Source organism: Bradyrhizobium sp. WSM4873 (assembly GCF_055811355.1).
Genome location: NZ_JBVVPS010000003.1, coordinates 38,288 through 64,046, shown reverse-complemented (window position 1 = coordinate 64,046; position 25,759 = coordinate 38,288). Strand labels below are relative to the sequence as shown.

At 64.1% G+C, this 25,759-nt stretch carries 26 protein-coding genes; 19 read left to right on the top strand and 7 right to left on the bottom strand.

Annotated features, from left to right (window positions below):
• The 3 genes from AC0L21_RS06915 (at window position 1) to AC0L21_RS06905 (ending at window position 3,295) form a co-directional block, all read left to right on the top strand.
• Window positions 1-1,302: a dihydroorotase gene (locus AC0L21_RS06915; protein ID WP_473260091.1), complete on the top strand. Its 1,302-nt coding sequence runs from the start codon at window positions 1-3 to the stop codon at window positions 1,300-1,302.
• 47 nt (window positions 1,303-1,349) lie between these two features.
• The gene (gene plsY, locus AC0L21_RS06910; protein WP_027518383.1) at window positions 1,350-1,946 is read left to right on the top strand and encodes a glycerol-3-phosphate 1-O-acyltransferase PlsY; all 597 of its coding nucleotides are present in this window, start codon (window positions 1,350-1,352) and stop codon (window positions 1,944-1,946) included.
• 146 nt (window positions 1,947-2,092) lie between these two features.
• Window positions 2,093-3,295: a patatin-like phospholipase family protein gene (locus AC0L21_RS06905; protein ID WP_473259577.1), complete on the top strand. Its 1,203-nt coding sequence runs from the start codon at window positions 2,093-2,095 to the stop codon at window positions 3,293-3,295.
• On the opposite strand, the gene AC0L21_RS06900 is transcribed toward AC0L21_RS06905, so the two are convergent.
• A complete protein-coding gene (locus AC0L21_RS06900; protein ID WP_473259575.1) occupies window positions 3,287-4,531 on the bottom strand; it encodes an amidase in 1,245 nt (414 codons plus the stop codon). The genes AC0L21_RS06905 and AC0L21_RS06900 overlap by 9 nt on opposite strands.
• Before the next feature lie 90 nt (window positions 4,532-4,621).
• On the opposite strand from AC0L21_RS06900, the gene dprA reads away from it, so the two are divergent.
• Entirely contained in the window at window positions 4,622-5,764 is a 1,143-nt protein-coding gene (gene dprA, locus AC0L21_RS06895; RefSeq protein WP_473259573.1) for a DNA-processing protein DprA, read from the top strand.
• On the opposite strand, the gene AC0L21_RS06890 is transcribed toward dprA, so the two are convergent.
• Window positions 5,761-6,171: a winged helix-turn-helix transcriptional regulator gene (locus tag AC0L21_RS06890; RefSeq protein WP_473259571.1), complete on the bottom strand. Its 411-nt coding sequence runs from the start codon at window positions 6,169-6,171 to the stop codon at window positions 5,761-5,763. The two genes, dprA and AC0L21_RS06890, sit on opposite strands and share 4 nt — an antisense overlap.
• Window positions 6,172-6,254: 83 nt before the next feature.
• Here AC0L21_RS06890 and AC0L21_RS06885 point away from each other — a divergent pair, with 83 nt between their 5' ends.
• Window positions 6,255-6,863 (top strand): FMN-dependent NADH-azoreductase, encoded by a 609-nt coding sequence (locus AC0L21_RS06885; RefSeq protein ID WP_473259569.1) that lies wholly within the window; start codon window positions 6,255-6,257, stop codon window positions 6,861-6,863.
• A gap of 69 nt (window positions 6,864-6,932) precedes the next feature.
• On the opposite strand, the gene AC0L21_RS06880 is transcribed toward AC0L21_RS06885, so the two are convergent.
• Together AC0L21_RS06880 and AC0L21_RS06875 are read right to left on the bottom strand one after the other, a co-directional pair.
• Window positions 6,933-7,115, bottom strand: coding sequence for a hypothetical protein (locus tag AC0L21_RS06880; RefSeq protein ID WP_027518388.1), 183 nt, complete (start codon window positions 7,113-7,115; stop codon window positions 6,933-6,935).
• A gap of 176 nt (window positions 7,116-7,291) precedes the next feature.
• Window positions 7,292-8,065 carry an SDR family oxidoreductase gene (locus AC0L21_RS06875; protein ID WP_473259567.1) on the bottom strand — a complete coding sequence of 258 codons (774 nt, stop codon included), beginning with the start codon at window positions 8,063-8,065 and terminating at the stop codon, window positions 7,292-7,294.
• A 121-nt stretch (window positions 8,066-8,186) separates the two neighbouring features.
• Between AC0L21_RS06875 and AC0L21_RS06870 the strand changes: the two genes are divergently transcribed.
• A complete protein-coding gene (locus tag AC0L21_RS06870) occupies window positions 8,187-8,657 on the top strand; it encodes a winged helix-turn-helix transcriptional regulator (protein ID WP_473260089.1) in 471 nt (156 codons plus the stop codon).
• Between the two features lie 201 nt (window positions 8,658-8,858).
• Window positions 8,859-9,449, top strand: a complete 591-nt coding sequence (locus AC0L21_RS06865) for a flavodoxin family protein (protein WP_473259565.1) — start codon at window positions 8,859-8,861, stop codon at window positions 9,447-9,449.
• Window positions 9,450-9,748: 299 nt separating this feature from the next.
• Here AC0L21_RS06865 and AC0L21_RS06860 read toward each other — a convergent pair whose 3' ends face one another.
• On the bottom strand, window positions 9,749-10,024 hold the full coding sequence (locus AC0L21_RS06860; protein ID WP_473259562.1) for a hypothetical protein: 276 nt from the start codon (window positions 10,022-10,024) through the stop codon (window positions 9,749-9,751).
• Between the two features lie 228 nt (window positions 10,025-10,252).
• Between AC0L21_RS06860 and topA the strand changes: the two genes are divergently transcribed.
• From topA to AC0L21_RS06840, 4 genes are read left to right on the top strand one after another with little or no spacing between them, the layout of a single operon-like run.
• On the top strand, window positions 10,253-12,997 hold the full coding sequence (gene topA / locus AC0L21_RS06855; protein WP_473259560.1) for a type I DNA topoisomerase: 2,745 nt from the start codon (window positions 10,253-10,255) through the stop codon (window positions 12,995-12,997).
• A 7-nt stretch (window positions 12,998-13,004) separates the two neighbouring features.
• Window positions 13,005-15,359 carry a ribonuclease R gene (rnr, locus tag AC0L21_RS06850; RefSeq protein ID WP_473259558.1) on the top strand — a complete coding sequence of 785 codons (2,355 nt, stop codon included), beginning with the start codon at window positions 13,005-13,007 and terminating at the stop codon, window positions 15,357-15,359.
• Window positions 15,353-15,787 carry a DUF983 domain-containing protein gene (locus AC0L21_RS06845; RefSeq protein WP_473259555.1) on the top strand — a complete coding sequence of 145 codons (435 nt, stop codon included), beginning with the start codon at window positions 15,353-15,355 and terminating at the stop codon, window positions 15,785-15,787. The genes rnr and AC0L21_RS06845 overlap by 7 nt, the downstream gene beginning before the upstream one ends.
• 32 nt (window positions 15,788-15,819) lie before the next feature.
• A complete protein-coding gene (locus AC0L21_RS06840; RefSeq protein ID WP_473259553.1) occupies window positions 15,820-16,566 on the top strand; it encodes an NUDIX hydrolase in 747 nt (248 codons plus the stop codon).
• A gap of 33 nt (window positions 16,567-16,599) precedes the next feature.
• Here AC0L21_RS06840 and AC0L21_RS06835 read toward each other — a convergent pair whose 3' ends face one another.
• Window positions 16,600-17,142 carry a hypothetical protein gene (locus AC0L21_RS06835; RefSeq protein WP_473259551.1) on the bottom strand — a complete coding sequence of 181 codons (543 nt, stop codon included), beginning with the start codon at window positions 17,140-17,142 and terminating at the stop codon, window positions 16,600-16,602.
• Between the two features lie 217 nt (window positions 17,143-17,359).
• Here AC0L21_RS06835 and AC0L21_RS06830 point away from each other — a divergent pair, with 217 nt between their 5' ends.
• From AC0L21_RS06830 to AC0L21_RS06810, 5 genes are all read left to right on the top strand, one after another.
• Complete coding sequence (locus AC0L21_RS06830; protein WP_473259549.1) at window positions 17,360-18,685, top strand: LLM class flavin-dependent oxidoreductase; 1,326 nt, start codon at window positions 17,360-17,362, stop codon at window positions 18,683-18,685.
• Between the two features lie 124 nt (window positions 18,686-18,809).
• Window positions 18,810-18,977, top strand: a complete 168-nt coding sequence (gene rpmG, locus AC0L21_RS06825) for a 50S ribosomal protein L33 (protein ID WP_007603295.1) — start codon at window positions 18,810-18,812, stop codon at window positions 18,975-18,977.
• 475 nt (window positions 18,978-19,452) lie between these two features.
• Complete coding sequence (locus AC0L21_RS06820) at window positions 19,453-19,752, top strand: hypothetical protein (RefSeq protein ID WP_473259547.1); 300 nt, start codon at window positions 19,453-19,455, stop codon at window positions 19,750-19,752.
• A 191-nt stretch (window positions 19,753-19,943) separates the two neighbouring features.
• Entirely contained in the window at window positions 19,944-20,612 is a 669-nt protein-coding gene (locus tag AC0L21_RS06815; protein WP_473259545.1) for a helix-turn-helix domain-containing protein, read from the top strand.
• A 112-nt stretch (window positions 20,613-20,724) separates the two neighbouring features.
• On the top strand, window positions 20,725-21,030 hold the full coding sequence (locus AC0L21_RS06810) for a hypothetical protein (protein WP_473259543.1): 306 nt from the start codon (window positions 20,725-20,727) through the stop codon (window positions 21,028-21,030).
• A gap of 743 nt (window positions 21,031-21,773) precedes the next feature.
• On the opposite strand, the gene AC0L21_RS06805 is transcribed toward AC0L21_RS06810, so the two are convergent.
• Window positions 21,774-23,012, bottom strand: a complete 1,239-nt coding sequence (locus AC0L21_RS06805) for an MFS transporter (protein WP_473259540.1) — start codon at window positions 23,010-23,012, stop codon at window positions 21,774-21,776.
• Between the two features lie 129 nt (window positions 23,013-23,141).
• Here AC0L21_RS06805 and AC0L21_RS06800 point away from each other — a divergent pair, with 129 nt between their 5' ends.
• The 3 genes from AC0L21_RS06800 to AC0L21_RS06790 all read left to right on the top strand — a co-directional run bounded on the left by AC0L21_RS06800 (window position 23,142) and on the right by AC0L21_RS06790 (window position 25,572).
• A complete protein-coding gene (locus tag AC0L21_RS06800) occupies window positions 23,142-23,750 on the top strand; it encodes a TetR/AcrR family transcriptional regulator (RefSeq protein WP_473259538.1) in 609 nt (202 codons plus the stop codon).
• 734 nt (window positions 23,751-24,484) lie between these two features.
• A complete protein-coding gene (locus AC0L21_RS06795) occupies window positions 24,485-24,844 on the top strand; it encodes a hypothetical protein (RefSeq protein WP_473259535.1) in 360 nt (119 codons plus the stop codon).
• A 356-nt stretch (window positions 24,845-25,200) separates the two neighbouring features.
• Complete coding sequence (locus AC0L21_RS06790) at window positions 25,201-25,572, top strand: hypothetical protein (protein WP_473259533.1); 372 nt, start codon at window positions 25,201-25,203, stop codon at window positions 25,570-25,572.
• The last annotated feature ends 187 nt before the right edge of the window (window positions 25,573-25,759 follow it).

Genomic DNA, 25,759 nt, shown 5'->3' with positions numbered 1-25,759 from the left:
ATGTTGACCGACCGCCGACCCATCCTGCTTGCCAATGCCCGCGTCGTCGACCCCTCCCGGGATTTCGATGGCCCCGGCGATGTCCTGATTGCCGACGGCATCATCCGGGAGACCCGCCGCGGCATTGGCGCTGCCGGCGTCCCCGAGGGCACCGACGTCGTCAACTGCGCCGGCAAGATCGTCGCACCCGGGCTGATCGACATGCGTGCCTTCGTCGGCGAGCCCGGCTTCAGCCATCGCGAGACCTTTGCCTCCGCGAGCCAGGCGGCTGCGACCGGCGGCATCACCACCATCATCTGCCAGCCTGATACCTTGCCGGTGATCGACAACTCGGCGACCGTCGACTTCGTGATGCGGCGCGCCCGCGACACCGCAATCGTCAACATTCAGCCGATGGCGGCGCTGACCAAGGGCATGCGCGGCGAGGAGATGACCGAGTTCGGCCTGCTCAAGGCGGCCGGCGCGATCGCCTTCAGCGACTGCGACAAAAGCGTGGTCAATGCGCAGGTGATGCGCCGCGCCCTGACCTACGCGCGCGATTTCGACGCGCTGATCGTGCACTACACCGAGGATCGCGATCTCGTCGGCGAAGGCGTGATGAACGAGGGCGAATTCGCCTCGCGGCTCGGCCTGATGGGCATCCCGAACGCGGCGGAGGCCGTGATGCTGGAGCGCGACATGCGCCTGGTCGCGCTGACCGGCGGCCGCTATCACGCGGCGTCGCTGACCTGCATCGAGTCGCTCGAAATCCTCCGGCGCGCCCGCGACGCCGGCCTGGCCGTGACCGCCTCGGCCTCGATCAACCACCTTGCGCTGAACGAGAACGACATCGGCCCTTACCGTTCGTTCCTGAAGCTGTCGCCGCCGCTGCGCACCGAGGACGACCGCCGCGCGCTGGTCGCCGCCGTCGCCTCCGGCCTCGTCGACGTCATCATGTCCGACCACAATCCGCAGGACGTCGAGGTCAAGCGCCTGCCTTTCGCGGAAGCAGCCCCCGGCGCCATCGGGCTGGAGACCATGCTCCCGGCGGGCCTTCGCCTCGTGCACAACGACGAGCTGGATCTCAAGACGCTGATCCGGGCGATGTCGACGCGGCCGGCCGAGATTTTGGGATTGCCTGGCGGAACCCTGCGCACGGGCAGCCCCGCCGACGTCATCGTGATCGACCCCGATGTTCCCTGGGTGGTCGATCCCGCCGACCTCAAATCGCCCTGCAAGAACACCCCGTTCGACGAGGCCCGCTTTACAGGCCGCGTGGTGCGCACCATTGTCGGCGGACGGACGGTATACGAGCATGTCTGACGTGCGGAGCTGCTGCCAGGGAATTTGCAGACAGGGAATTTGCAGACATGGCGCTTGAATTGTTCCTGCCGGTGGCTTTTGTCATCGGATACCTGCTCGGCTCGATTCCGTTCGGGCTGATCCTGACGAAACTCGGCGGCACGCAGGACATCCGCTCGATCGGCTCCGGCAGCATCGGCGCCACCAACGTGCTGCGCACGGGGCGAAAGGGCCTTGCCGCCGCGACCCTGCTGTTCGACGCGCTCAAGGGCACCGTGGCGGTCGTGATCGCGGGCTACATCGCCGGTCCCAATGCCGCGATGCTAGCCGGGCTTGGCGCCTTCCTCGGCCATCTCTTCCCGGTCTGGCTCAAATTCAAAGGCGGCAAGGGTGTCGCCGTCTATATCGGCATCATGCTCGGGCTGTTCTGGCCAGCGGCGGTAGTGTTCTGCCTGCTCTGGTTGGCGACCGCGTTCACCGCCCGCTATTCCTCGCTTTCGGCCCTGGTGGCCTCGTTCATCACCCCGCTGTTCCTGCTGTGGTTCGGGCAGCCCGCACTCGCGGCGCTGGCGGCGGTGCTGACGCTGCTGCTGTTCTATGCTCATCGCGAGAACATCAAGCGGCTGCAATCGGGCAAGGAAAGCCGGATCGGCGAGAAGGCATAAGCCGGGAATCCACGGATACCGCGGCACCCCTTCTGCATTATATCGCAAATGGTGTTCGCAACTTGCAGCCGAATCACGGCTGTATGGACGAACGGGTTCCAGGCCTTGGCCCTGATCATGGGCATGGCTCTACGCGGTTGCTCAGAATGAGCGAGAAGATTGTCAGCGCGCATGTTGAAGATGGCTTGCAGGGCACTGCGGCAAGCCGGCTGCTCTCGACGACGGACATCTGGTCCGCTGGACCCTCGTCGGTCGTCGCACCAGCGCCTGCTTCCGTCCCGCCTCCATCGCGCGAGCCCGACCCGATCGTCGAAGCGCGGACACCAGTCGAAATTGTAGCTGTCGCAGCGACCGTCACGCATGATCGGACGCCGCGGCAATGGCCGCCGCAAAAATTGTCGCTGGCGCTTCAGGGCGGCGGCACCTTCGCCGCTTTCACGTGGGGCGTGCTGGAGCGGCTGCTCGAAGAGCCATCGATCGCGATCGACACTATCAGCGGCGCCAGCGCCGGCGCCATCAACGCGCTGCTGCTCGCTTCCGGTTTCGCCGAGGGTGGCCGTGAAGGTGCGCGCGCGCGGCTGAACCGGTTCTGGATCCGGCTGATGCATGAAGCCTCGTTCCGATCGCTGATGCTGATCGGCGGCTTCTCGCCGGCAGGAAGCTCGGTCGCATTCGGTCCGACGCTGCGCTCCGGCCAGTTCGATCCGTTCGATCTCGATCCGCTGCGGCAGGCGCTGTCGCGCGACATCAACTTTTCCGCATTGCGCGACCCGCGCTGCCCGAAGCTTCTGATCGCAGCAACCCGGATCCGCGACGGCCAGCAGCAGATCTTCTGCAACGACGTGATCACCGCAGACGTCGCGCTGGCCTCGACCTGTCCGCCGCTGGTGCATTGCGCGGTGGAGATCGACGGCGAGGCTTATTGGGACGGCGGTCTCGGCGGCAATCCGCCCCTACTGCGGCTCGTGCAGGATACGACGAGCACCGAAATCCTGCTCGTCCAGGTCACGCCGGCGCGCGACAGCTACGTGCCGATCACGCTCGCCGCGATCGACCGCAGGCTGGACCAGATCGCGGCCAACGCCGCCCTCAATGCCGAGATCGCGGCGATGGAATGGGCGCAATCGCAGGCCGCATCGGCGCTGCGGCTCTCCAGGATCGCAGCGGAAGATTTCGTCGACGGCTTGGCGCAGCGCTCGTCCACCGATCTCGGGCGCGGCTTCATTCGCGCGCTTCACCGCAGCGGTCGCGAGGCTGCCGGGCGCTGGCTCAAGCAAGGTGCCGATCACACCGCGGCGCCGGCCGCATCCGGCCAGCGCATCGTCGCCCTCGAACCTGCGCTAGCCTGATTTCGCCAGCGCCTGCTCCAGGAACCACGCCGTCGCCAGCGCATGAGCGTCGTTACCGAAGCGCGCGATCACCTGCACGCCGATTGGCAGGCCATTGGCCTTGAGCACCGGCACGTTGACGCTAGGGTTACCCATCAGCGTCCAGAGGCGGTTGTAGCGGGGGTCGCCGGTGCTCGCGAGCTCCTTGGCCGGCGGCGTGCCCGGCGCCGAATAGGTCAGCAGCACGTCGAACCCCTCGAACAATTCGCCAAGCTCACGACGGCCACGACGGCTGATCCGGCGTGCGTCGTCATAGTCCTTGGGTGTGAGACCGACCGTCGCATCGAGACTGGCGCGCAGCATCGGAGCTATCTCGTCGTGGCGTTCGGAAAATTCCCAGGCGAGCGCCCGATGCGCCTCGAAATCCTGGATCACGGGATGGATGCGCCAGGCCTCCTGCACCGCTTGCGGCAGATCGATGGTCTGCACGCTGGCGCCGGCCCGCGTCGCCGCCTTGATCGCAGCTTGCAGCCCCTCTTCGGCGGCCGGCTCCACCGCGCCGGCAAACTCCTGCCTGACCACGCCGATGCGCGGCGCCTTCGCCGGGACGATGCCGGCAAATTCGGTGCGGCCGGTCATCGCGAGCAGTCCGCGCGCAAGATCTTCCGCCCGCGCGCCGAACAGGCCGACCGTGTCGAGCGCCCACGAATAGCATTTGACGCCGACCGTCGGCAGCATCCGGAACGACGGCTTAATCGCGGCGGTGCCGCAATAGGCCGCAGGGCGGATCACTGAGCCGCCGGTCTGGGTGCCCAGCGCCAGCGGGATCATGCCGGCGCCGACGGCCGCGGCCGAGCCCGAGGACGAGCCGCCCGGCGTATGCCCGAGATTGTGCGGATTGAGCGTCGGAGTTGGATCGCGTGAGGCGAACGCCGTGGTCGTGGTCTTGCCGATGATGGTGGCGCCCGCCCGCTTCAACATCATCACGACAGGCGCGTCCGCGCGCGGCTGCCAGCCGCGATAGATCTCCGAGCCCATCTCGGTCGGCATATTGGCGGTGTCGATGATGTCCTTGATCCCGACCGCGATGCCGCGGAGCGGCCCGGCGCCTTGCGCCTTCGCGGATTTGTCGTGACGGACGAAGGCGCGCACGTCCTTCTCCCGCGCCTCGATCGCCGCATGCGACTGGGCGATGGCGTCCTCAGGCGACAGCTCGCCCGCTTCGATGCGGCGCTGGAGGTCGGCAAGTGAGATCATGGCAATACCCTTCTTATTGGGATCGCTTTTAGCATCGCGCCGAGGCCGCGCAAGCGCACGCCGCTGTTGCCCACGCCCTCAGGTTGTTCCATGCTGCGCCTGCAAGGAGCCGCCGTGGACGCCGTCAATCGAAGCGTGGAGCTGACCGAGGCTGACAGGATCGACCGCCTGCGGCTGATCCGGTCCGACAATGTCGGGCCGCGCACTTTCCGGTCGCTGGTCGATCATTTCGGCACGGCGCGCGCGGCGCTGGAGCGGCTGCCGGATCTGGCACGCCGCGGCGGTGCGCAGCGATCGGCGCGCATCTGTGGCGCCGACGAGGCGAAAGCCGAGCTCGCCGCGAGCCGCAAGTTCGGTATCGCCTGGCTCGCGCCCGGCGAGGACGGCTATCCGGCGCGGCTGGCGACGCTCGACGATGCGCCGCCGTTGCTCGCCGTGCGCGGCGACAGTGCAACGCTGATGCGGCCGATGATCGCGATCGTCGGCTCGCGCAATGCCTCCGGTGCAGGCTTGAAATTCGCCGGTCAGCTCGCCCGCGAGCTTGGCGAAGCCGGCTTTGTCGTCATCTCCGGGCTCGCGCGCGGCGTCGACCAGGCCGCGCACCGCGCCAGCGTCGAGAGCGGCACCATCGCCGTGCTCGCCGGCGGCCATGACTGCATCTATCCGCCGGAGCATGGCGATCTGCTGGCCTCGATCCTCGATCGCAAGGGTGCTGCGATCTCCGAGATGCCGCTCGGCCACGAGCCGCGCGCCCGCGACTTCCCTCGCCGCAACCGGCTGATCTCGGGCGCCGCGCTTGGCGTGGTCGTGGTGGAGGCGGCGCATCGCTCGGGCTCGCTGATCACCGCGCGCATGGCCGCCGAACAGGGCCGCGAAGTGTTCGCGGTGCCGGGCTCGCCGCTCGATCCGCGCGCCGCCGGCACCAATGATCTGATCAAGCAGGGCGCGACGCTGGTCACCGAAGCCGCCGACGTCGTCAACGCGGTCGCACCGATCATGGAGCGGCCGCTGATGCGCACTGCGCGCGAGCCCGACAGCGAGCCGTTCGAAAGCGATCCGCAAGGACACGACCGCGACCAGATCACCAGCCTGCTCGGCCCCGCCCCTGTCACGATCGACGATCTCGTGCGGATGTCCGGCGCCTCGCCTGCCATCGTGCGCACCGTGCTCTTGGAGCTCGAACTCGCCGGCCGGCTCGAACGCCACGGCGGTGGACTGGTGTCGCTGCTTTAAGGAGTATTCCGCTCATCGAAGCGCGTGCGCGCCGATGCGATCTGCTCCTGATGCGTGATCGCCCATTCACCGAGTGCCTTCACCGGCTGTTGCAATCCGCGGCCGAGATCGGTCAGCTCGTAATCCACCCGCGGCGGAATCGTCGGGAAGATCGTGCGTGTGACCAGGCCGTCACGTTCGAGCCCGCGCAGCGTTAGGGTCAGCATCCGCTGCGAAATGCCGTTGATCATGCGCTTGAGCTCGTTGAAGCGCTTGGGCCCGTCACTCAGCATCATGATGACGAACACGCTCCATTTGTCGCCGACGCGCGCGAGGATCGAGGCGACGCCGCGGCAGTCCGCGTGGTTGGGATCCGGCCTTGGTGAGGCGGACAAATCGATGTGCGCAGGTTTCAGGGATGTGCCCATGGCTCAAAAAGGTGCGTTCTTGCGGGGATTTCGATAGTCACTCATGTAGCTCTGGTTACAAACATATACTAGGGTGATCCCGAATGAAACTCCTCCACATCGACTCCAGCGTGCTCGGCCCCCACTCCGTCTCCCGGCAGGTCTCGGCCGCCATCGTCGACCGTCTCAGGCAGGCGACGCCATCGCTCGACATCGTCTATCGCGACCTGACGCAGAGCCCGCTCGCCCATCTCTCCGGCTCGCATCTGGCGGCCGCGCAAGGCGCGCCCGCACCGGCGGAGCTCGGCCCCGACCTCGCCGCCAGCAAGGCCGCGCTGGACGAATTCCTTGCCGCCGACATCGTCGTGATCGGCGCGCCCATGTACAATTTCACCATTCCGAGCCAGCTCAAGGCCTGGATCGACCGTGTCCTGGTGGCGGGGAAGACGTTCAGCTACGGGGCCAACGGCCCGCAGGGCCTTGCCGGCGGCAAGCGCGTGATCTTCGCGATTTCGCGCGGGGGCTATTACGGCGCGGGCACGCCCGCCGCGTCGCTGGAGCACCTCGAAAGCTATCTGCGTGGCGTGTTCGGCTTCATGGGGATTCATCATCCCGAATTCATCAGTGCCGACGGCATCCAGGTCGGGCCGGAGCATCGCGAGAAGTCGCTCGCAAGCGCGCTTCAGGCGGCGACCACGCTGCGCGCGGCCTGAGCGAACGGACCATCGTCAGCCGCCGCAACTCGTCGCGGCGGCTGATCGATCGGTGCGCGCTCGGCGAAGCTAAAACCAGGCGCCCTGAATGCCGAGGATGACGGCGACGAGGGAAACGAACAGGCCGATGCCCGAGAAAAGAGCGACCCCGATGAACTCGGAGGTATCGGAACGCTTGGCGGGAACGGCGGAGTTTTCGGTGTAAATACGCGGTGCTGAAATCGGGGAAATAATACGAGCTGCCTTTGGCATATCGGGCTCCCTTGAAAATGAGTCTTCGTGACCCTGCCCGTAAAAGTGTCTTGGCAGCGCAAGCGAAGGTTCAACGTCTCACGCAAGGTTCAGAAAATACAGCTCGCGAGACGTGGGAACCGGTCGGCGCAACCGCTTGCTGCTGTGCCGACCGATTCACTTTTCACTTCAATTGATCAGCCACGATAGATCGGCGCGCCGCTCGGCGAGGCCACCGCGCCGCCGTCGACGAAGATTTCCTGGCCCTGCACATGCGCGGAATCGTCGGAGGCGAGGAACAGCACCGTCTTTGCAACGTGATCTGTTTCACCAATGCGGCCCAGCGGCGTCGTCAGCGCGATCCGCTTCTCGAACTCCTTCTCGGCTTCGGGCGTCGCGGTCGCAGGTCCCCAGATCGGCGTGCGGATCGCACCGGGCGCGACTACGTTGACGCGAATCCCGCGCGGTGACAGCTCCGAGGCCATGGTTCGCGCCATCGATCGCACGCCGGCCTTCGCGGCGCCGTAGGCCGAGTAGCCGGGAATGCCGAGCACAGAGATTACCGAGCCGTTGAGGATGATCGAAGCGTTGTCGTTGAGATAAGGCAGCGCCGACTGCACGGTGAAGAACACGCCGGTCAGATTGGTGCTGATGACTCTCTGAAAATCCTCCAGCGTGGTCGAACCGAGCGGCGTGCCGCCGGCGATGCCGGCGTTGGCGAACACGACCTCGAACTTGCCGAACGTTTCGGCGCCCTTCTTGATCGCAGCTTCGGTCGCGGCAATGTCGGTGGCGTCGGCGGCCAGCGCGAGCGCGTTCGACCCGAGCTCCTTCGCGGCCGCCTCGAGAGTCTCCTTGTTGCGTCCGGTGATCACCACTCTGGCGCCCTCGGCCACGAACAGCTTTGCCGTCGCCAGTCCGATGCCGCTATTGCCGCCGGTGATCAGGGCCGTCTTGTTCTTCAGTCTCACGTTCGCCTCCAGTGGTTGCATCATAAAACTATGATTGCCATCTAGGGCATATGGTTTTATGATGCAACCACACAAGCACGTGAACGGCGACGGGACCGTGCGATCGCGAAAGGACGAGACCGTGGTGAAAAGGACGAGCTTCGAGGGCGACGCGTGTCCGATCGCGCGATCGCTGGAAGCGATCGGCGACCGGTGGTCGGTGCTGATCATCCGCGAGGCGCTGTTCGGCCTGCGCCGCTTCGGCGAGTTTCAGAACAAGCTAGGCATGGCCAAGAACATCTTGTCGACCCGGCTGCGCGCGCTGGTCGACCACGGCATTCTGGCGACCGCCCCCGCCTCCGACGGCAGCCCTTACGAGGAATATGTGCTGACGCCGAAGGGCCGCGGCGTCTTCCCGGTGTTGGTAGCGCTGCGCCAATGGAGCGAGGAATTCGACGATCGCCCGTCGGAGATCGCGACCATCCTGGTCGATCGCGAGAAAGGCCGCCCGGTGAAGAAGCTGGAGCTGCGCGCAGAGGACGGGCGATTGCTGAAGCAAGCCGATACCACGCTGAAGCCGCGCCCTGCGCCGCGACGGCGATCGATGGCATAGCGGCGCTCTATCTCTCCAACGTCGTCCTGGCGAAAGCCAGGACCCATTACCCCAAGGAGGAGTTTGGCGAAGGCTCGTCACCCGGAATTCGCACCGCGCTCAGGTCGATAGACCTTGCGGTATGGGTCCTGGCTTTCGCCAGGACGACACCGGAGGGAGAGCGAGTGTGGCGCGGCAGGACTTGTACAAGACATCGCCAGCGTGAAGGATGGCGAGGTCCACCAAAGTGGCGCCACCATGCCCCTGCTCGCCATTGTCTATTTTTCCACCTCCGGCACCACCGAGAAGCTGGCGCATGCGGTTGGGCGCGGAGCGGATGGCAAGGCGCAGGTCACGCTCTGTCGCATCGCCGGCGACGACATCCTGTCAGGCCGCTTCCAAAATGAGAGCTTACTGGAGACGATCGACCGCGCCGACGCAATTGCGTTTGGCAGCCCGACCTATATGGGCGGACCAGCCGCTCAATTCAAAGCGTTTGCCGATGCTTCAAGTGATCGATGGAGCCGGCAACAATGGGCCAACAAGATCGCAGCCGGATTCACCACGGGCGCCTGCGCAAGCGGCGATCAACTCCACACACTGTCCTACTTTTCCATTCTGGCCGCGCAGCACGGTATGCTCTGGTGCGGGCTGGATATTCCCGGTGGGGAGGATCCGAGCGGCCGCAATCGTTTAGGCAGCCAGCTTGGCTTGGCAACACACTTGATTGACGGCTCGTTGCCGCAGGGCGACCTCGCCACGGCCGAATATCTCGGTCAGCGATTGGCCAAAATGGCAAACCGCAACGGCTAACGACGCCGTCATTGCGAACGGAGCGACTTTGTCCGCAGAAGCCCCGGCGAAGGCGGAAACAATCCAGAATCTTACCGCGGAAAGACTCTGGATTGCTTCGCTGCGCTCGCAATGACGATTGTTGAAGCGGCGCGCCCCAACCTCTCACCGTCCCCCTGAGGTGCTCGCCTCTTCGGCGAGCCTCGAAGGGCGACGGCCCGGCTGCATCAGCGAGGCCGCTCATCCTTCGAGGCTCGGCTTGCGATGCATTCGCATCTCAAGCCTCACACCTCAGGATGACGGGTTAGCGACCACACCCCTCACGACAGCCTGCGCTTGCTCCGCAGCCGCAGATGCTCGTCGGCCTCGAGCTTGGTCATTCCCAGGAGATAGTGCAGCACGTCGAGCTTGTGCCGCTCGGCGAGCTTGCGCAGCGCCCCGACCTGCTCGGCGATGAAGGCGACCGCCTCCTCGACGCCGCCCTCCCCCGGTTCCTCGTGACGCGAGCCTCCAGCCGCGCGCGATGCGGCAGCCGCGCGCGATGCGGCAGCCGCGCGCGATGCGGCGCCCGCCCGTTTCTTTCCTGGCTTAGTCACCAGCCCCCACCCGAATCCATCGCCCCGCAGAAACATTACGCCGACATCGGCCGCAACTCAAAGGTGGTATTTTGCAACTTTCTCGATATGAAACTTTTCCCATCGGGATGGCTTTCAACACCCCTCGATTTGACAGCGAGGGCCTCACCACCCATGTTCGGGACGAAAGGGCCGACCCGAATCTCATCGAATTCGGCCCCAAATTTCCCCATAAGTTACTGGAACTACATGAATATCGTCATTGTGGAGTCGCCGGCGAAAGCCAAGACGATCAACAAGTATTTGGGCTCGTCCTACGAGGTTCTGGCCTCGTTTGGCCATGTCCGCGACTTGCCCGCGAAGAACGGCTCCGTCGATCCCGACGCCAATTTCAAGATGATCTGGGAGGTCGACCCGAAGGCGGCCGGCCGGCTCAACGACATCGCCAAGTCCCTCAAGAACGCCGATCGCCTGATTCTCGCCACCGACCCTGATCGCGAGGGCGAGGCCATCTCCTGGCACGTACTGGAGGTCCTGAAAGAGAAGCGTGCGATCAAGGACCACAAGATCGAGCGCGTGGTGTTCAACGCCATCACCAAGCAGGCGGTCACGGACGCCATGAAGCATCCGCGCCAGATCGACGGTGCGCTGGTCGACGCCTATATGGCGCGGCGCGCGCTGGACTATCTGGTCGGCTTCACCCTCTCTCCCGTGCTGTGGCGCAAGCTGCCGGGCGCCCGCTCGGCCGGCCGCGTGCAGTCGGTGGCGCTGCGGCTGGTCTGCGACCGCGAGCTCGAGATCGAAAAGTTCGTCGCGCGCGAATACTGGTCGCTGATCGCGACCCTGCTGACGCCGCGCGGCGACGCCTTCGAGGCACGTCTGGTCGGCGCCGACGGCAAGAAGATCCAGCGCCTCGACATCGGCACCGGCGCGCAAGCCGAGGACTTCAAGAAGGCGCTGGAAGCAGCCGCCTACGCAGTGACCGCGGTCGATGCCAAGCCGGCCCGGCGCAATCCGCAGGCGCCCTTCACGACCTCGACGCTGCAGCAGGAAGCCAGCCGCAAATATGGCTTTGCGCCGGCGCACACCATGCGCATCGCGCAGCGGCTCTATGAAGGCATCGACATCGGCGGCGAGACCACCGGGCTCATTACTTATATGCGTACCGACGGCGTGCAGATCGATCCGTCCGCGATCACCCAGGCACGCAAGGTGATCGGCGAGGATTACGGCAACGCCTATGTGCCGGACGCACCGCGCCAGTACCAGGCCAAGGCCAAGAACGCCCAGGAAGCCCACGAAGCGATCCGGCCGACCGACATGTCGCGCCGCCCCGACAGCATGAGCCGCAAGCTCGAGTCCGACCAGGCGAGACTCTATGAACTGATCTGGAAGCGCACCATCGCGAGCCAGATGGAGTCGGCCGAGCTGGAACGCACCACGGTCGACATCACGGCGAAGGTCGGCGGCCGCACGCTCGACCTGCGCGCCACCGGCCAGGTCGTCAAGTTCGACGGCTTCCTCGCACTTTATCAGGAAGGCCGCGACGACGAGGAGGACGAGGACTCCCGCCGCCTGCCCGCGATGAGCCCCAACGACGCGCTGAAGCGGCAGTCGCTCGCCGTCACCCAGCACTTCACCGAGCCGCCGCCGCGCTTCTCCGAGGCCTCGCTGGTCAAGCGCATGGAAGAGCTCGGCATCGGCCGGCCCTCGACCTATGCCTCGATCCTCCAGGTCCTCAAGGACCGCGGCTACGTCAAGCTCGAGAAGAAGCGCCTGCACGGCGAGGACAAAGGCCGCGTCGTGGTCGCGTTCCTCGAAAGCTTCTTTGCCCGCTACGTCGAATACGACTTCACCGCCAATCTGGAAGAGCAGCTCGACCGCATCTCCAACAACGAGATCTCCTGGCAGCAGGTGCTGAAGGATTTCTGGACCGGCTTCATCGGCGCGGTCGACGAGATCAAGGATCTGCGCGTAGCCCAGGTGCTCGACGTGCTCGACGACATGCTGGGACAGCACATCTATCCGGCGCGCACCGATGGCGGCGACATCAGGCAATGTCCGAGCTGCGGCAACGGACGGCTCAATCTGAAAGCCGGCAAGTTCGGCGCCTTCGTCGGCTGCTCGAACTATCCGGAATGCCGCTACACCCGTCAGCTCGCCGCCGACGGTGAGGCCACTGCCGATCGTTCGCTCGGCCAGGACCCTGATACGGGTCGCGATGTCTGGGTCAAGGCCGGCCGGTTCGGCCCCTACATCCAGCTCGGCGAACAGAAGGATTATGCGGAGGGCGAGAAGCCGAAGCGCGCAGGCATTCCGAAGGGGACGTCCCCTGGAGATGTCGAACTCGAGCTTGCGCTCAAGCTGCTGTCGCTGCCGCGCGAGATCGGCAAGCACCCGGAAACCGGCGAGCCGATCACCGCGGGTCTCGGCCGCTTCGGGCCGTTCGTAAAGCACGAGAAGACCTATGCCAGCCTGGAGGCCGGCGACGAAGTGTTCGACATCGGCATCAACCGCGCAGTGACGCTGATCGCGGAGAAGATCGCCAAGGGCCCGAGCCGCCGCTTCGGCGCCGATCCCGGCAAGGCGATCGGCGATCATCCCAGCCTCGGCACCGTCACGGTGAAGGGCGGCCGCTACGGCGCCTATGTCACAGCGGGCGGCGTCAACGCGACCATCCCGAGCGACATCGAGAAAGATGCCATCACGCTGCCGCAGGCGATCGCGCTGATCGACGAGCGCGCGGCCAAGGGCGGCGGCAAGAAGCCGAAGAAGGCGGCGAAGCCGGCCAAGGCCAAGAAGGCTGCGGCGAAGGCCGCCGACGGCGATGACGCCGCGCCAAAAACCAAGAAGCCGGCCGCGAAGAAGGCGGCCAAACCCAAATCCGAATCCACCAGCAAGGCGCGCGCCGCCGTGTCGTCGACGGCCAAAACGTCGCCGACCAAGGCAGCTGGCGCCAAAGCTCCGGCCAAGAAAAGTGCCGGCACCAAATAGAGGTTAAGTGAAACGCAAGATTGACCGTGGCTTTCCCGACCGGGCAGCCATCGTCGCCTTCATCAAGGCAAATCCCGGAAAGGTCGGAACCCGCGAAATTGCACGCGAGTTCGGCCTGAAGAACGCCGACCGCATCGAGCTCAAGCGCATGCTGCGCGAGCTCGCCGACGACGGGCTCGTCAAGAAAAAGCGCCATACGATTTCAGAGCCGGACAGCCTGCCGCCGACGCTGGTCGCCGACATCACCGGCCGCGACGCTGACGGCGAGCTGGTCGCCTCCCCCACCGAATGGGACGAAGTCGAAAGCGGCGAACCGCCAAAAATCCTCGTCACGATGCCGCGCCGGCCCAAGCCCGGCACCGCGGCCGGCGTCGGCGATCGCGCGCTGCTGCGCGTCGAACGCTCCGACGAGACCGAAGGCCCGGCCTATCGCGGCCACATCATCAAGGTTTTCGACAAGACCAAGAGCCGCATCCTCGGTGTCTTCCGCAGCCTGCCCGAAGGCGGCGGACGGATCATCCCCGTCGACAAGAAGTCCGCCGACCGCGAGCTGAACATCGCCCCGACCGAGACGCACGGCGCGCAGGACGGCGATCTCGTCAGCGTCGATATCATCCGCTCGCGCGGCTTTGGGCTGGCATCGGGCCGCGTCAAGGAGAAGCTCGGCTCGGTCAAGTCGGAGAAGGCGATCAGCCTGATCGCGATCTACGCGCACGACATCCCGCTGCAATTCCGCCCCGCGGCGGAGCGCGAGGCCGAAGCGGCGGAGCCGGCCAATTTGAAGGGGCGCGAGGACTGGCGCGACGTGCCGCTCGTCACTATCGATCCGCCGGATGCCAAGGATCACGACGACGCGGTGCACGCACAGCCGGATCCTGATCCGAACAACAGAGGCGGCTTCATCGTCGATGTCGCCATCGCCGATGTGAGCTTCTACGTGCGGCCTGGCACCGCGCTCGACCGCGACGCGCTCGATCGCGGCAACTCGGTCTATTTCCCCGACCGCGTCGTGCCGATGCTGCCGGAGCGCATCTCCAACGATCTGTGCTCGCTGGTGCCGGGCCAGCCGCGCGGCGCGCTCGCGGTGCGGATGATCATCGCCCCCGACGGGCGGAAACGCTCGCACAGCTTCCATCGTATCCTGATGCGCTCCGCAGCCAAGCTGAGCTATGCCCAGGCGCAGGCCGCGATCGACGGCCGGCCGGACGACACCACCGGCCCCCTGCTCGACCCGATCCTGCGGCCGCTCTATGCCGCCTATGCCTGCGTCAAGCGCGCGCGAGACGAGCGCGATCCGCTCAATCTCGATCTGCCCGAGCGCAAGATCCTGCTCAAGCCGGACGGCACGGTCGACCGTGTCGTCGTGCCCGACAGGCTCGACGCGCACAAGCTGATCGAGGAGTTCATGATCCTCGCCAATGTCGCGGCAGCCGAGATGCTGGAGAAGAAGTCGCTGCCGCTGATCTACCGCGTGCATGACGAGCCGACTCTGGAAAAGGTCCACGCGCTCGCGGAGTTTTTGCAGACGCTCGACGTTCCGTTCGCGAAAGGCGGCGCGCTGCGCCCCGCTCTGTTCAACCGCGTGCTGGCGCAGCTCGAAGGCCACGACCATTTTCCGCTGGTGAGTGAGGTCGTGCTGCGCGCCCAGGCGCAGGCCGAATATTCCTCGGAGAATTACGGTCATTTCGGTCTGAACCTGCGCCGCTATGCGCATTTCACCTCGCCGATCCGCCGCTATGCCGACCTCGTCGTGCACCGTGCGCTGGTTCGCGCGCTCGGCCTCGGCGAAGGCGCGCTGCCCGACACCGAGACGCCGGAAACGTTGAGCGAAGTCGCAGCCCACATCTCGGTGACCGAGCGGCGCGCGATGAAAGCGGAGCGGGAGACCGTCGACCGCCTGATCGCCCATCACCTCGCCGACCGCATCGGCTCGAGCTTCCAGGGCCGCGTCTCCGGCGTCACGCGCGCCGGCCTGTTCGTCAAGCTCGCTGAGACCGGCGCCGACGGCCTGATCCCGATAAGGTCCCTCGGCACGGAATATTTCAATTATGACGAAGGCCGCCACGCCCTCGTCGGCACGCGCAGCGGCACCATGCATCAGCTCGGTGACGTCGTCGACGTCCGCCTGATCGAAGCAGCTCCCATCGCGGGCGCGCTGCGCTTCGAGCTGCTGTCATCGTCCGGCGAGGCCGCGCCGCGCGGCCGCAGGGGATCCGGTCCGCAACGCCGTCCCTCGTTCAAGGCGCACCCCGGGCGCAGTCCCGACAAGAAGCGCAAGCCGGACAAGCCGAAGAAGCCCGGCAAGGGGAAAAAGGCCAAAGGAAAAAGCAAGGGCAAGGGTCAGAAGGGCAAGGCATGGTGAGCACAGCCCCGAAGATCTGGACCCGCGAGACCGGCCTCGTCGAGAAGCGCGACGTCTTTGCTGCCATGAAGCGCGGCTTTCGCGGCCGCTGCCCGCGCTGCGGCGACGGAAAACTGTTCCGCGCCTTCCTGAAGACCGCGGACAATTGCGCGGTCTGCGGCCTCGATTTCACCCCGCATCGGGCCGACGATTTGCCCGCCTATCTCGTCATCGTCATCGTCGGCCATATCGTGGTGCCCAGCATCCTCTGGATCGAGACCAACTACACCACGCCGGTCTGGATCAGCTTCGCGGCCTATCTGCCCTTCACCTTCGTCGCCTCGCTCGCACTGCTGCAGCCGGTAAAGGGAGCCGTGGTCGGATTGCAATGGGCTCTGCGCATGCACGGGTTTGACGAGAACCCGACGGATGGTATTCCGCCTGTGTAAGCAAAATAAGCAAAAGTAGTTCGGGTGAGGACATGACGGATACGGCGCAGGCGGAAAAGGCAAAAATCCACGAGGGCAAGGAAGCCGACCATCATCCCTATTTCCGCCCGCGGGATGCGGCGACGCTGATCCTGGTCGATCGCAGCGGAGCCATTCCAAAAGTCCTGGTCGGCAAGCGCCACGACAAGGTAGTGTTCATGCCCGGAAAGTTCGTTTTCCCCGGCGGCCGTGTCGACAAGGACGATTATCGCGTGCCGTGCGCGGCGCCTGTAACCGCCGAGTTGGAAGCCAATCTCGCCAAGGGCAGTCCGAAGACGCCGCCTTCCCGCGCGAAGTCGCTGACGATTGCCGCGATCCGCGAGGCCTGCGAGGAGACCGGCCTCTGCCTCGGGCGTAAAGCCGAGGGCAAGGCCAAACTTGAGGGCCCCTGGAAGCCGTTCGCGGATGCGGGCCTGCTGCCCGATCCCTCCAGCCTGTTCCTGATCGCGCGCGCGATCACGCCGCCCGGCCGCGTCAAGCGGTTCGACACGCGCTTCTTCACGGCGGACGCCTCCGCGATCACCCATCGCGTCGACGGGGTGATCCATGCCGATGCCGAGCTGGTCGAGCTGGTCTGGGTCGAGCTCGGCTCAAAGCCGCTCGCCGATCTGCATCCGATGACGCGCAACGTGCTCAACGAGCTCGACGCGCGCCTTGCGACCGGCCCGCTCCGCCATGATGCGCCGGTGCCGTTCTTCCATTTCTACGGCGGCAAGATGCAGAAGGACATTTTGAGCTGAGGCGTTTCAAGAAAACGCGTCAAAGCTGGAATCTCAGTCCGCGTCCGGCTCGGTCCCGACATAGTCGCGCGCCGGCAACTTAAGGACGCGACCGATCTCCTTCGCGAGCTTGTCCGCCTCCTCGCGCCTGGTGAAGCTCATCAACGTAATCGGCTCGGTGCCCTTGTTGCCGCAGAGATTGACGTCATAGGCCGTCAGCTCAGGATCGTAGTCGTCAGTGATGCTGATGAAATGATAGTCGGCGAGATCACGATGCCTGCGAATGTTCAGCGGGCCGAACTGCCTGGTGATGACGATCTGGCGCAGCGTATCGTTCAGTACGACGAAGGTGCGGAAGGTGAGCAGGATGAGGCCGGGGACGCCGACAAGCAGTCCGAGCCCCGTGAACACCAACACTGGCACGAGATCGTCGGCCAGCCTGCCGAAGCCGGAGAAATCCTGGCGCAGGCCGAGCGCGACATTCCACAGCAGATAGAAACTCGCAGCCAGCAGCGGCAATGACATTAGCCGCCCGACCCAGGGCATGGGCCGGTCGATGCGGATGATGCGCCCGTCCACGGTCATTGCACCTGCCATCGAAGGTCTCCTCGTGAGCGAAAGTCATGGCTTGGTCGGAGTGTGCCGTGGATCGGTTCGATGGGACTCCTCCGTCGTTCCGGGCGCGCCCCGCGGAATGACGCGAATGTGCTGAGCTGACATCGAAAAACAAAATAATCTTCCCGCCTCCCCCGATGGCGGAGTTCCTGGGCATGCCTATGTCTTCCGCAACGACACCAAGAACGGACACCGGGCGATGGCACAACGGCAACTCAAGCTTGGCGCGTTCATGCGCCCGATCAGCATCCACACCGGCGCCTGGCGCTATCCCGGGGCCTGGCCGGACGCCAATTTCAACTTCGGCCACATCAAGACGCTGATCCAGAAGCTCGAGGCCGGCAAGTTCGACGCCTTCTTCATGGCCGATCACCTCGCCGTGCTGAACATGCCGGTCAATGCGCTCAAGCGCAGCCACACGGTCACCTCGTTCGAGCCGTTCACGCTGCTGTCGGCGCTGTCGGCCGTGACCGAGCGGATTGGCCTGGTCGCGACGGGCTCGACCACGTTCGACGAGCCCTATCACGTCGCGCGGCGCTTCGCCTCGCTCGACCATCTCAGCGGCGGACGTGCGGGCTGGAACATCGTCACCACCTCGAACCCGGATGCGGCCCTGAATTTCGGCCTCGACGACCACATGGAGCACGCCGAGCGCTACAAGCGCGCCCGCGAGTTCTACGACGTCGTCACGGGCCTGTGGGATTCCTTTGCCGACGACGCCTTCGTGCGCGATGTCGAAAGCGGCGTGTTCGTCGATCCCGCGAAGATGCATGTGCTCGACCATCACGGCAAATATCTGAAAGTGCGCGGCCCCCTCAACATCGCCCGCCCGGTCCAGGGCTGGCCGGTGATCGTGCAGGCCGGCGCCTCCGAGGACGGCAGACAGCTCGCCGCCGAGACCGCGGAAGCCGTCTTCACCGGCGGCGGCAGCCTTGCCGACAGCCAGAAACTCTATGCCGACATCAAGGGCCGCATGGAGAAGGTCGGCCGCGACCCTGAACACCTCAAGATCCTGCCCGGCGCCTTCGTCGTGGTCGGCGACAGCGTCGATGAAGCCAGGGAGAAGCGCGCGCTGCTCGACAGCCGCGTGCATTACGACAGCGCGATCGCCTCGCTCTCGGTCATCCTCGGCACGGATGCCTCCGGCTTCGATCCGGATGGACCGCTCCCTGAAATCCCCGAGACCAACGCCAGCAAGAGCGGCCGCCAGCGCATGGTCGACCTCGCCGCCCGCGACAAGCTCACCGTGCGCCAGCTCGCCCAGCGCGTCGGCGGCTATGGCGGGCTATCGTTCGTCGGCACGGCCAAAACCATCGCCGACCAGATGGAGGAGTGGCTGGTCGGGCGCGGCTCCGACGGCTTCAACATCATGTTCCCGTTCCTGCCCGCCGGCCTCGCCGATTTCGTCGACAAGGTGGTCCCGGAGCTGCAGCGCCGCGGGATTTTCCGGAAAGAGTACGAAGGGCCCACTTTGAGGGAGAATCTGGGCCTGCCACGGCCTAAAAACCGGTTCTTCGAGACGTAATCAGGCCGAGTTGAGCGGTTTTCGAGCCCTAAAATCTTGACATCAGGCCGTTTCTGGCTAGGTTGCCGGCCAACGCGGGCCATTTGGCCGGCTCCAGATTCCCTTCATTCCTGAGGTTCTGAACATGGCCAAAGCGGTCACCATCAAGGTCAAGCTCGTGTCCTCGGCCGACACCGGCTTCTACTACGTCGCCAAGAAGAATTCGCGCACCATGACCGACAAGCTGGTCAAGAAGAAGTACGATCCCGTCGCACGCAAGCACGTCGAATTCCGCGAAGCCAAGATCAAGTAAGCAAGATCGCGGAACGTAGAAGACTTTTGCGGGGCCCTTTCGGGCCCCGTTTTATTTTGGCCCCTCTCTCGTGTCCCGGACGCTCAGCAGCGCACCGTCGAAGTGACGCTGCGCTGCATCCGGGGCACGAGAGCTGAGCTCGGCGCGGCGAGTCATCGGCGGACATTCCATCAACCCTCGGTTGCTCGCTCCGAAATGTATGTTACCGTGCACTTGCCGGGCGGAATGTCCATCAAGCCTTGTCGTGCCTTCAACCATGGCTGTCTTGTCGACCGTCTTGCTGTGCGCGCCGGCAGCGTCGCAAATCCCAACCGGCTCCGCCGCCACGATTCCCCCCGTCACGGTCGACGCACCGAAACAGGTGGCAAGGCCGCACGTGTCGGAGCGGGGATCAAACACAATTGCGCCGCGTCGGACTGCCTCAACAGCTCAAACGTCAGCCGCGCGAACGCCTTCGTATGCGCCGGGTTCTGTGATGGGGAGAATTGCCAGCCTGGAGAAAGTCGCCAGCAGCTGCAACGGTGGCTGCGCATCAAGCTTCCCACAGGGCAAGGAGCCCTGGGTTGGATGCAGCGAGTCGGGCGGCAACATAGAATACGGACCTTTCTCGCCGACCTGCCGAGACACCATCACCCACAAATCCTACCTGGACTGCGTCGAAACCAAGACGTTCCTGGGCGAAAACCGAAACAAGGCCCACTGGTTGTGCAGCAGCCTGGCGGCCGGCAACAGGTTCAAGGTCGCCGATCTCAAGCGGTCAGCACGCACCCGTTAGTCCATGCTGCCTGCCTAGCGAACACTGTCACTTCCCCGATGAGCCGCCAGTGCCCCAAGCGCTGGCGGCTGTTCTTTTCGCCTTGCTCCAGTACCGCTGCGCTCATCAAATCGAATTTGATCTCCCTCAACCTTGCTTGCCGTTCTTTCCCATAGCCTCAGCTTGGTTCCGCGCAACGCCGGGGAGGAACGATGCTCGTAAGAAAGCAAAAAATTGTGCCTCAACGGCCAAGCTCGAGCGAATTGAATGCGCTCGTCGGGCACGCTGTGTTTTGCAGCGAATTCAAATATCGACGCGGCACCGAGATCTTCGGAGAGGCGGAGCCGATCCAATATCTTTACCAGGTCAAGAGCGGAGCGGTTCGAAGCTATAAATTGTTGGCTGATGGTCGGCGACAGATCATGGCGTTTCACCTGCCGGGTGACATCTTCGGCGTCGAGAACGGTTCAGTTCACCGATTTACCGCTGAGGCGATTGTGGAAACGATTGTCCGCCTGACCGATCACCAGAATGTCGCCGAGCGGGAGCGTGGCAGTGCGACCGCGACCAACAATGTACTCAGGCTTGTCACGGGCAGCCTTCAACATGCCGAAACTCACATGCTGTTGCTCGGGAGGAAAACGGCAATCGAGAAAGTCGCGGCTTTCTTGATCGAGATGGACGTCCGCTTGACTGCCGCTGGAGTGATGAGCCTCCCCATGAACCGTCGCGATATCGCCGACTATCTGGGGCTGACACTGGAGACGGTGTCACGTGCTCTGTCACAACTCAGGGATCGTGACATTCTCAGCTTCATCGGGCAGTCCCAGCGACAAATCATATTGCGGGATCGAGCAAAATTGACCGAGTTCGATCAATGAGCGGAATTGATTCATTTGGCCCGGGGCAGACCAAGTGTGACCCACCTCGCAGAGCGCCGTGACCGGTTTCAATATCTCCAGCGGGATCGTTGTATGAACCTGATCCATTCCCGTGAAGAGCCATTTGCCGTTGCTGGATCCGCTGCGCTTCGCGGCCGCCCTCGGCGTCGCCATGTTTCACCAGATGTTCTGGTCCTGGGCATGGGTGTCGATTGGCGTCCCGGGTTTCGAGCGCACCGTCGCCGCCGATGTTCTCTACCCGTCCGCGGCGCCCTACACATGGTTCGGCTGGGTCGGGGGCGAAATCTTCTTTGTCATCTCCGGTTTCGTCATCGCGAATTCCGCAAGCACGTCTTCGCCGGGCGAGTTTCTTCTTGGTCGCGCCCTCAGGACAGTGCGAACACACTTCAGTAAGTAACGAGCAGCTCTCTTGATCGGATGCCCGCTGAATTATCCGCCGCGATGGAGACGAAGGCGTGCGCTTCCGCCCTGCCTAGGCGTGTACCCGTTAAGCGGCCGCCCGCCAGATGTCCGGTTTACCGCCAACATCGGCCGCAGACCTGAAGGCCTTCGAGGTCGCAGATGAGCCAAGGCGACATTTGAGCCCATCCCATCCCATCCCATCGTTGGGCGTACCTTTTGAAATAACAATCGGAACTAGGAAACACTGGGAAGTCCGCGCGTTTAGCGAGACGGGGCATCACACTGGAGGAAAGCATACGAACAGCAACTCTCGCGATGGTAGTCGTTGCCGGAAGCGCGATTGCCTTCCAAGCAGTGGCCCAACAGCAAAAGGGCGCACCTAGTGAGCAAACGAAGGAGGAGATGCACCGTGGTGTAGACAGTGGGCTCAAGACTAGCGAGCCCAACGAGCAGATGCAGCGTGATGCAGACAAGGGGCTCAAGACACGCAATTCCGGACAGTCCGGGTTCGTGGCAGATCAAGACAAGCCGGGCGCTTCTGCGCACCCTCCGGGCCGGCCGGAAAGCGAACAGACCACCGGTTCGGGTAACCAGACCGGCGCTCCAAAATAGAGCCGTTAGCGCTCAGCGGCGAGCCCAAATGTCCGTTTGGGGTGACAAGCGGGCCGATCACGACGAAGCAGCGCGGCGTCCGCTGTAAACTCCAAAGCGGAGGCTCATGAGGACACGCCCGCCCCGCTACGCCGTCCGCAACACGGGCGCCGGCGGCTGCGACGGCCGGATCAGCGCGAATGCGACCTGGATGATGCCGCCGGCCAATCCCAGCGCCACGCCGATGCGCCAGGCCATGGTGTAGGAGCCGAGCGCGTCGTAGAGCACCCCTCCTCCGTAGGCGCCGAGGAAGCTGCCGATCTGGTGGCTCATGAATGCGAGGCCCTGGATCATCGCCTGCCAGCGCAGGCCGAACATCTCGGCGACCGCGCCCGCGACCAGCGGGCCGACACCCATCCACAGGAAGCCCATGATCGCGCCGAACAGCAAGGTCGAGGCCGGCGTCGCCGGCAGCATGAAGTACCAGGCCAGCGCCAGCGACCGCAGGACGTAGATGCCGCCGAGCAGCGCGAGCTTGTTCCAGCGCTGGCCGGCCCAGCCGAAGAACAGCGAGCCCAGCACGTTGAAGCCGCCGATCATGCCGAGCGTCTGCGCGCTCAGCATCGGATCGAGGCCGCAGATTGCGAGATAGGACGGCAGGTGCGTGGTGAGGAACACGAGCTGCATGCCGCAAACCAGATAGGCGCAGGTCATCACCACGAAGGACGCATTGCCGAAAGCGGTCTTCGCTGCAATCAACGCCGTGGCGTCCACGATCTCGTCAGTCGCGGGCTTCGGCAGCGGAACCGCGTCGACGCGCCCGGCATACCAGGCCGCGGGGATCATCAACACCGACATCACCACGAAGCCGGCGAGCCCGACGCGCCAGCCGAATCCCTCGTTGAGCATCTGCCCGAGCGGCGCCGAGAGCAGCGCGCCCAGCGAGCCCGCGCCCGAGACGATGCCGAGCACGGTGGAGCGCACAGTCGCGGGCACCGCGCGCGCCGCCACCGACATCGCGATCGCCGCCGCGGTGCAGGCGAGCGAGGTGCCGATCAGCACACCGGCGCCGATCATGATGGCGACGAGACCGTTCGCGGTTGCCATCAACACCAGGCCCGCGATGTACATGAACGAGCCTGCGATCATGATCGGACGGAAGCCGTAGCGCGTGGTCATCGCGCCGGCGAGCGGCTGGAGAAAGCCCCAGGCGAGGTTCTGCACGGCCAGCGCCAGCGTGAAATCGGAGATCGACAGATGGATGTCGTGGGTCAGCGGCTGCATGAAGATTCCGAGACTCTGCCGCAGCCCCATGCTCAGCGTCAGCATGATCGAGGCGCCGATCAGGATGGGCAATGTCGGGCGCAGGACCTGCATCAGGGGCATTTTGTTCTCCCTCATCGGCGCGGCGCGGGCGCCGTGGTCTGCAATATCGGTTGATTTTGGTTACACAGACCTGTGTACTTAGGCTATGGATAGCCTGCGCTGTCAAGCGAACAGGACATTCATCGCCGCATGGCTCCCCCGCCCGCCCCACAGACGATGAAAGAGCGGATCCTCGAGACCGCCGACAAGCTGTTTTATCTGCAGGGCATTCGCGCCATCGGCGTCGACACCATCGCGGCCGAGATCGGCATCTCCAAGCGCACGCTCTACAACCACTTCCCCTCCAAGGACGCGCTGATCGCGGCCTATCTGGAGCGGCGCTTCGTGCAGCCCCGCCCCTCCGAGAAGCCCCCGGCCGAGCAGATCCTCGCCACCTTCGATTCGCTGGAGCGCCGCTTCGCTGCAAAAGACTTTCGCGGCTGCCCGTTCGTGAATGCGGTTGCCGAGCTTGGCCCGGCCGACCGCGCCGTGAAGAAGATCGCCATCGCCTTCAAGGAAAGCCGCCGCGTCTGGTTTCGCGACCGCCTCAACGAGCTCGGCGTCGCGAACGCGGAGGCGCTCGCAACGCAGCTCGTGCTGCTGGTCGACGGCTCGATCGCGCAGGATCTCGTCCGCGACGACCCCGCCATGGCGCGTGCCGCGAAGGAGGCGGCGACGGTGCTGTTGAGGAATGCGGGGGTGGACGTGGGAGACGAGGCTGCGGTGAAGCCAGGCAAGCGGTCGGCCCGCCATCCCTGACGCAGCCGGAAGGTCAAAACCTGATCCGCTCGTCGCAAGAAGTCCGATAAGCGAGCACGCGCCCCAACGTCCTCTTGCCGTGCTTCACCTTCGATCTCTTGAAGAGAGCGAGCCGGTATCCCTGAGAGAGTGGACGGCGGTGGTACGAAATACCTCAGCACGCATTTTGCCGACAGACGTCGCTCCGATCTGCGCGTTGAGGGCCGGAAACGAGCTCAGTCCTTACCGACGCAAAAGACCGCCTTTCAATGCAATCTAACCGCCTATTGGCGCAGTTTTACAGCCAGTTCGAAGAATCGATTTCTTCTCTACCCCTGACCGGTCGCTTTTCCAGCAACGTGCCGATTTGCCCCTTTAATCCGCGCGCGTTGCGTTCGCTGGCCGACACACGGAGACTGGCCTCTCGTCAACGGCTTTTCGACTGACAGGACGTCGAACCTGAACCATATCCTTAATCGAAGCAGTGCAATGGGCTTGGCAAGCCATCGAAACTATATGGCCGGGCGCTGCCCTGATCAGTATCGCCGTCGGGACCTACAATCCGGTGCAAATAGTCTCGCACGGATCACTAAGACGTAGGAGCGGCTGAACGCAGGAAGCCTGTCGTGTCCCCTTCAGGGCTCGTGCAGTCCTGAAGGGAGCGGTGTTTTCGGATTTCGCTCGACAATCTAACGTCGGTTGTGCTGAAATCCGCCTACACGCCACTAAGATGGCGTTTTGATTGAGGATTTTCAATGACCGAAACAATTACGCTCGACATGGCTACGCGCGAGATCGTCCGCGGTATCGTCAAGGACAGCTCGGTGCTCTGCACAGTTACCAGCGCTCCCGATGTCTATGTCAACGTCATCACCAAGGCGGACACTGCTACCCTGCACAAGGCAGACGGCACCGTCATTCCGAAAATGACGCGCACTCGATTTCATCTATTTCGGGCCAATACCGGCAATGCACCGTTTTCTGCGACCATTGTAGTGACCGACCTGCCCACCAGCCCGACCGACAAATCGAACATGCTTATGACGGCATTCAGCCTCGTTAGACACAAGCCGAAGGGGATGAAAATCAAGAAGAGGACACCCAAGAAGCCATAGGTCGCCGGAGCGATCTGTTGAAGTCTTAGCGACGATCCCGAAGGGTACTCATCGAGAGCCTCAAGGTAGGAAGGGAGGCAGGACTTCTCCTGCCTCCCAGTTTCGGTTTGTTACCGCCGCAGCAACAGAAGCCTCGATGCGGCGAACAGAACAGGTCCGACACGCCATGAAGAGTTGGCGGAGGCGGCTCGCGCAGCGGAAAAGATCGTGCACGATAAAGACATCGCCGCTCTTCGACTTGAAACGTCTTTGGCCAATGAGAGTGCTGCTAAGCTCGAACACTCAACCTCGCGCTCCGCCGGGATTTGGAGGACGAGCGAGCAAAGCGGGCTCCACGCCAGTTTACGGACGATCAGTTGGAAACCTTGGCAACCGAGCTGAAGAGTATAGGCGGAAAATACCTCGTTGTTGGGCGGGATGAAGACGAGCCCAGCCGATTGACCTATCAATTGGTTCACACCTTGCACAACGCTGGACTTCTTGATCCGACCCGGGAATACGCTCTTACCAGCGCGCCCAGCCAGAACTTCTCAGGCATCCACCTCTATTTTCCCGAAGTCACTTCGGCTGACGAATTCGCGGGGCATCCGATCACCAAGGCTTTCGCAAAAGCTGGCGTTGGCGTGGTGGAATATCACGCAGGGCCAGAGAGCGCGGTTGTCACAGACCCAAAGCTTCAATCCAAATTGCCAACCATATATGTCGGACATAAGCCCCTGACCGACTGATCCCCCTCAATGACCGAACCGAAAGGAACCATCGTCATTTCGGCGTCGTTGATCTTCTTTACACCCGGAGAAGGTCATGAATCGAAAATCGCTTCTTCTTACAGCCGCACTGTCCTTCGCTGTTGCCGCGCCCGTCCTCGCACAAGGAGGAGGTGGCGGTGGTGGTGCCGGTGGAGGCGCGGGTGGC

What these genes read in the sequence shown, in the direction of transcription:
- AC0L21_RS06915 (WP_473260091.1), top strand. Translation starts at nt 1, where the DNA reads ATGTTGACCGACCGCCGACCCATCCTGCTTGCCAATGCCCGCGTCGTC.
- plsY (WP_027518383.1), top strand. Translation starts at nt 1,350, where the DNA reads ATGGCGCTTGAATTGTTCCTGCCGGTGGCTTTTGTCATCGGATACCTG.
- AC0L21_RS06905 (WP_473259577.1), top strand. Translation starts at nt 2,093, where the DNA reads ATGAGCGAGAAGATTGTCAGCGCGCATGTTGAAGATGGCTTGCAGGGC.
- AC0L21_RS06900 (WP_473259575.1), bottom strand. Translation starts at nt 4,531, where the DNA reads ATGATCTCACTTGCCGACCTCCAGCGCCGCATCGAAGCGGGCGAGCTG.
- dprA (WP_473259573.1), top strand. Translation starts at nt 4,622, where the DNA reads ATGCTGCGCCTGCAAGGAGCCGCCGTGGACGCCGTCAATCGAAGCGTG.
- AC0L21_RS06890 (WP_473259571.1), bottom strand. Translation starts at nt 6,171, where the DNA reads ATGGGCACATCCCTGAAACCTGCGCACATCGATTTGTCCGCCTCACCA.
- AC0L21_RS06885 (WP_473259569.1), top strand. Translation starts at nt 6,255, where the DNA reads ATGAAACTCCTCCACATCGACTCCAGCGTGCTCGGCCCCCACTCCGTC.
- AC0L21_RS06880 (WP_027518388.1), bottom strand. Translation starts at nt 7,115, where the DNA reads ATGCCAAAGGCAGCTCGTATTATTTCCCCGATTTCAGCACCGCGTATT.
- topA (WP_473259560.1), top strand. Translation starts at nt 10,253, where the DNA reads ATGAATATCGTCATTGTGGAGTCGCCGGCGAAAGCCAAGACGATCAAC.
- AC0L21_RS06845 (WP_473259555.1), top strand. Translation starts at nt 15,353, where the DNA reads ATGGTGAGCACAGCCCCGAAGATCTGGACCCGCGAGACCGGCCTCGTC.
- AC0L21_RS06840 (WP_473259553.1), top strand. Translation starts at nt 15,820, where the DNA reads ATGACGGATACGGCGCAGGCGGAAAAGGCAAAAATCCACGAGGGCAAG.
- AC0L21_RS06835 (WP_473259551.1), bottom strand. Translation starts at nt 17,142, where the DNA reads ATGGCAGGTGCAATGACCGTGGACGGGCGCATCATCCGCATCGACCGG.
- AC0L21_RS06830 (WP_473259549.1), top strand. Translation starts at nt 17,360, where the DNA reads ATGGCACAACGGCAACTCAAGCTTGGCGCGTTCATGCGCCCGATCAGC.
- rpmG (WP_007603295.1), top strand. Translation starts at nt 18,810, where the DNA reads ATGGCCAAAGCGGTCACCATCAAGGTCAAGCTCGTGTCCTCGGCCGAC.
- AC0L21_RS06820 (WP_473259547.1), top strand. Translation starts at nt 19,453, where the DNA reads ATGGGGAGAATTGCCAGCCTGGAGAAAGTCGCCAGCAGCTGCAACGGT.
- AC0L21_RS06815 (WP_473259545.1), top strand. Translation starts at nt 19,944, where the DNA reads ATGCTCGTAAGAAAGCAAAAAATTGTGCCTCAACGGCCAAGCTCGAGC.
- AC0L21_RS06805 (WP_473259540.1), bottom strand. Translation starts at nt 23,012, where the DNA reads ATGCCCCTGATGCAGGTCCTGCGCCCGACATTGCCCATCCTGATCGGC.
- AC0L21_RS06800 (WP_473259538.1), top strand. Translation starts at nt 23,142, where the DNA reads ATGGCTCCCCCGCCCGCCCCACAGACGATGAAAGAGCGGATCCTCGAG.
- AC0L21_RS06795 (WP_473259535.1), top strand. Translation starts at nt 24,485, where the DNA reads ATGACCGAAACAATTACGCTCGACATGGCTACGCGCGAGATCGTCCGC.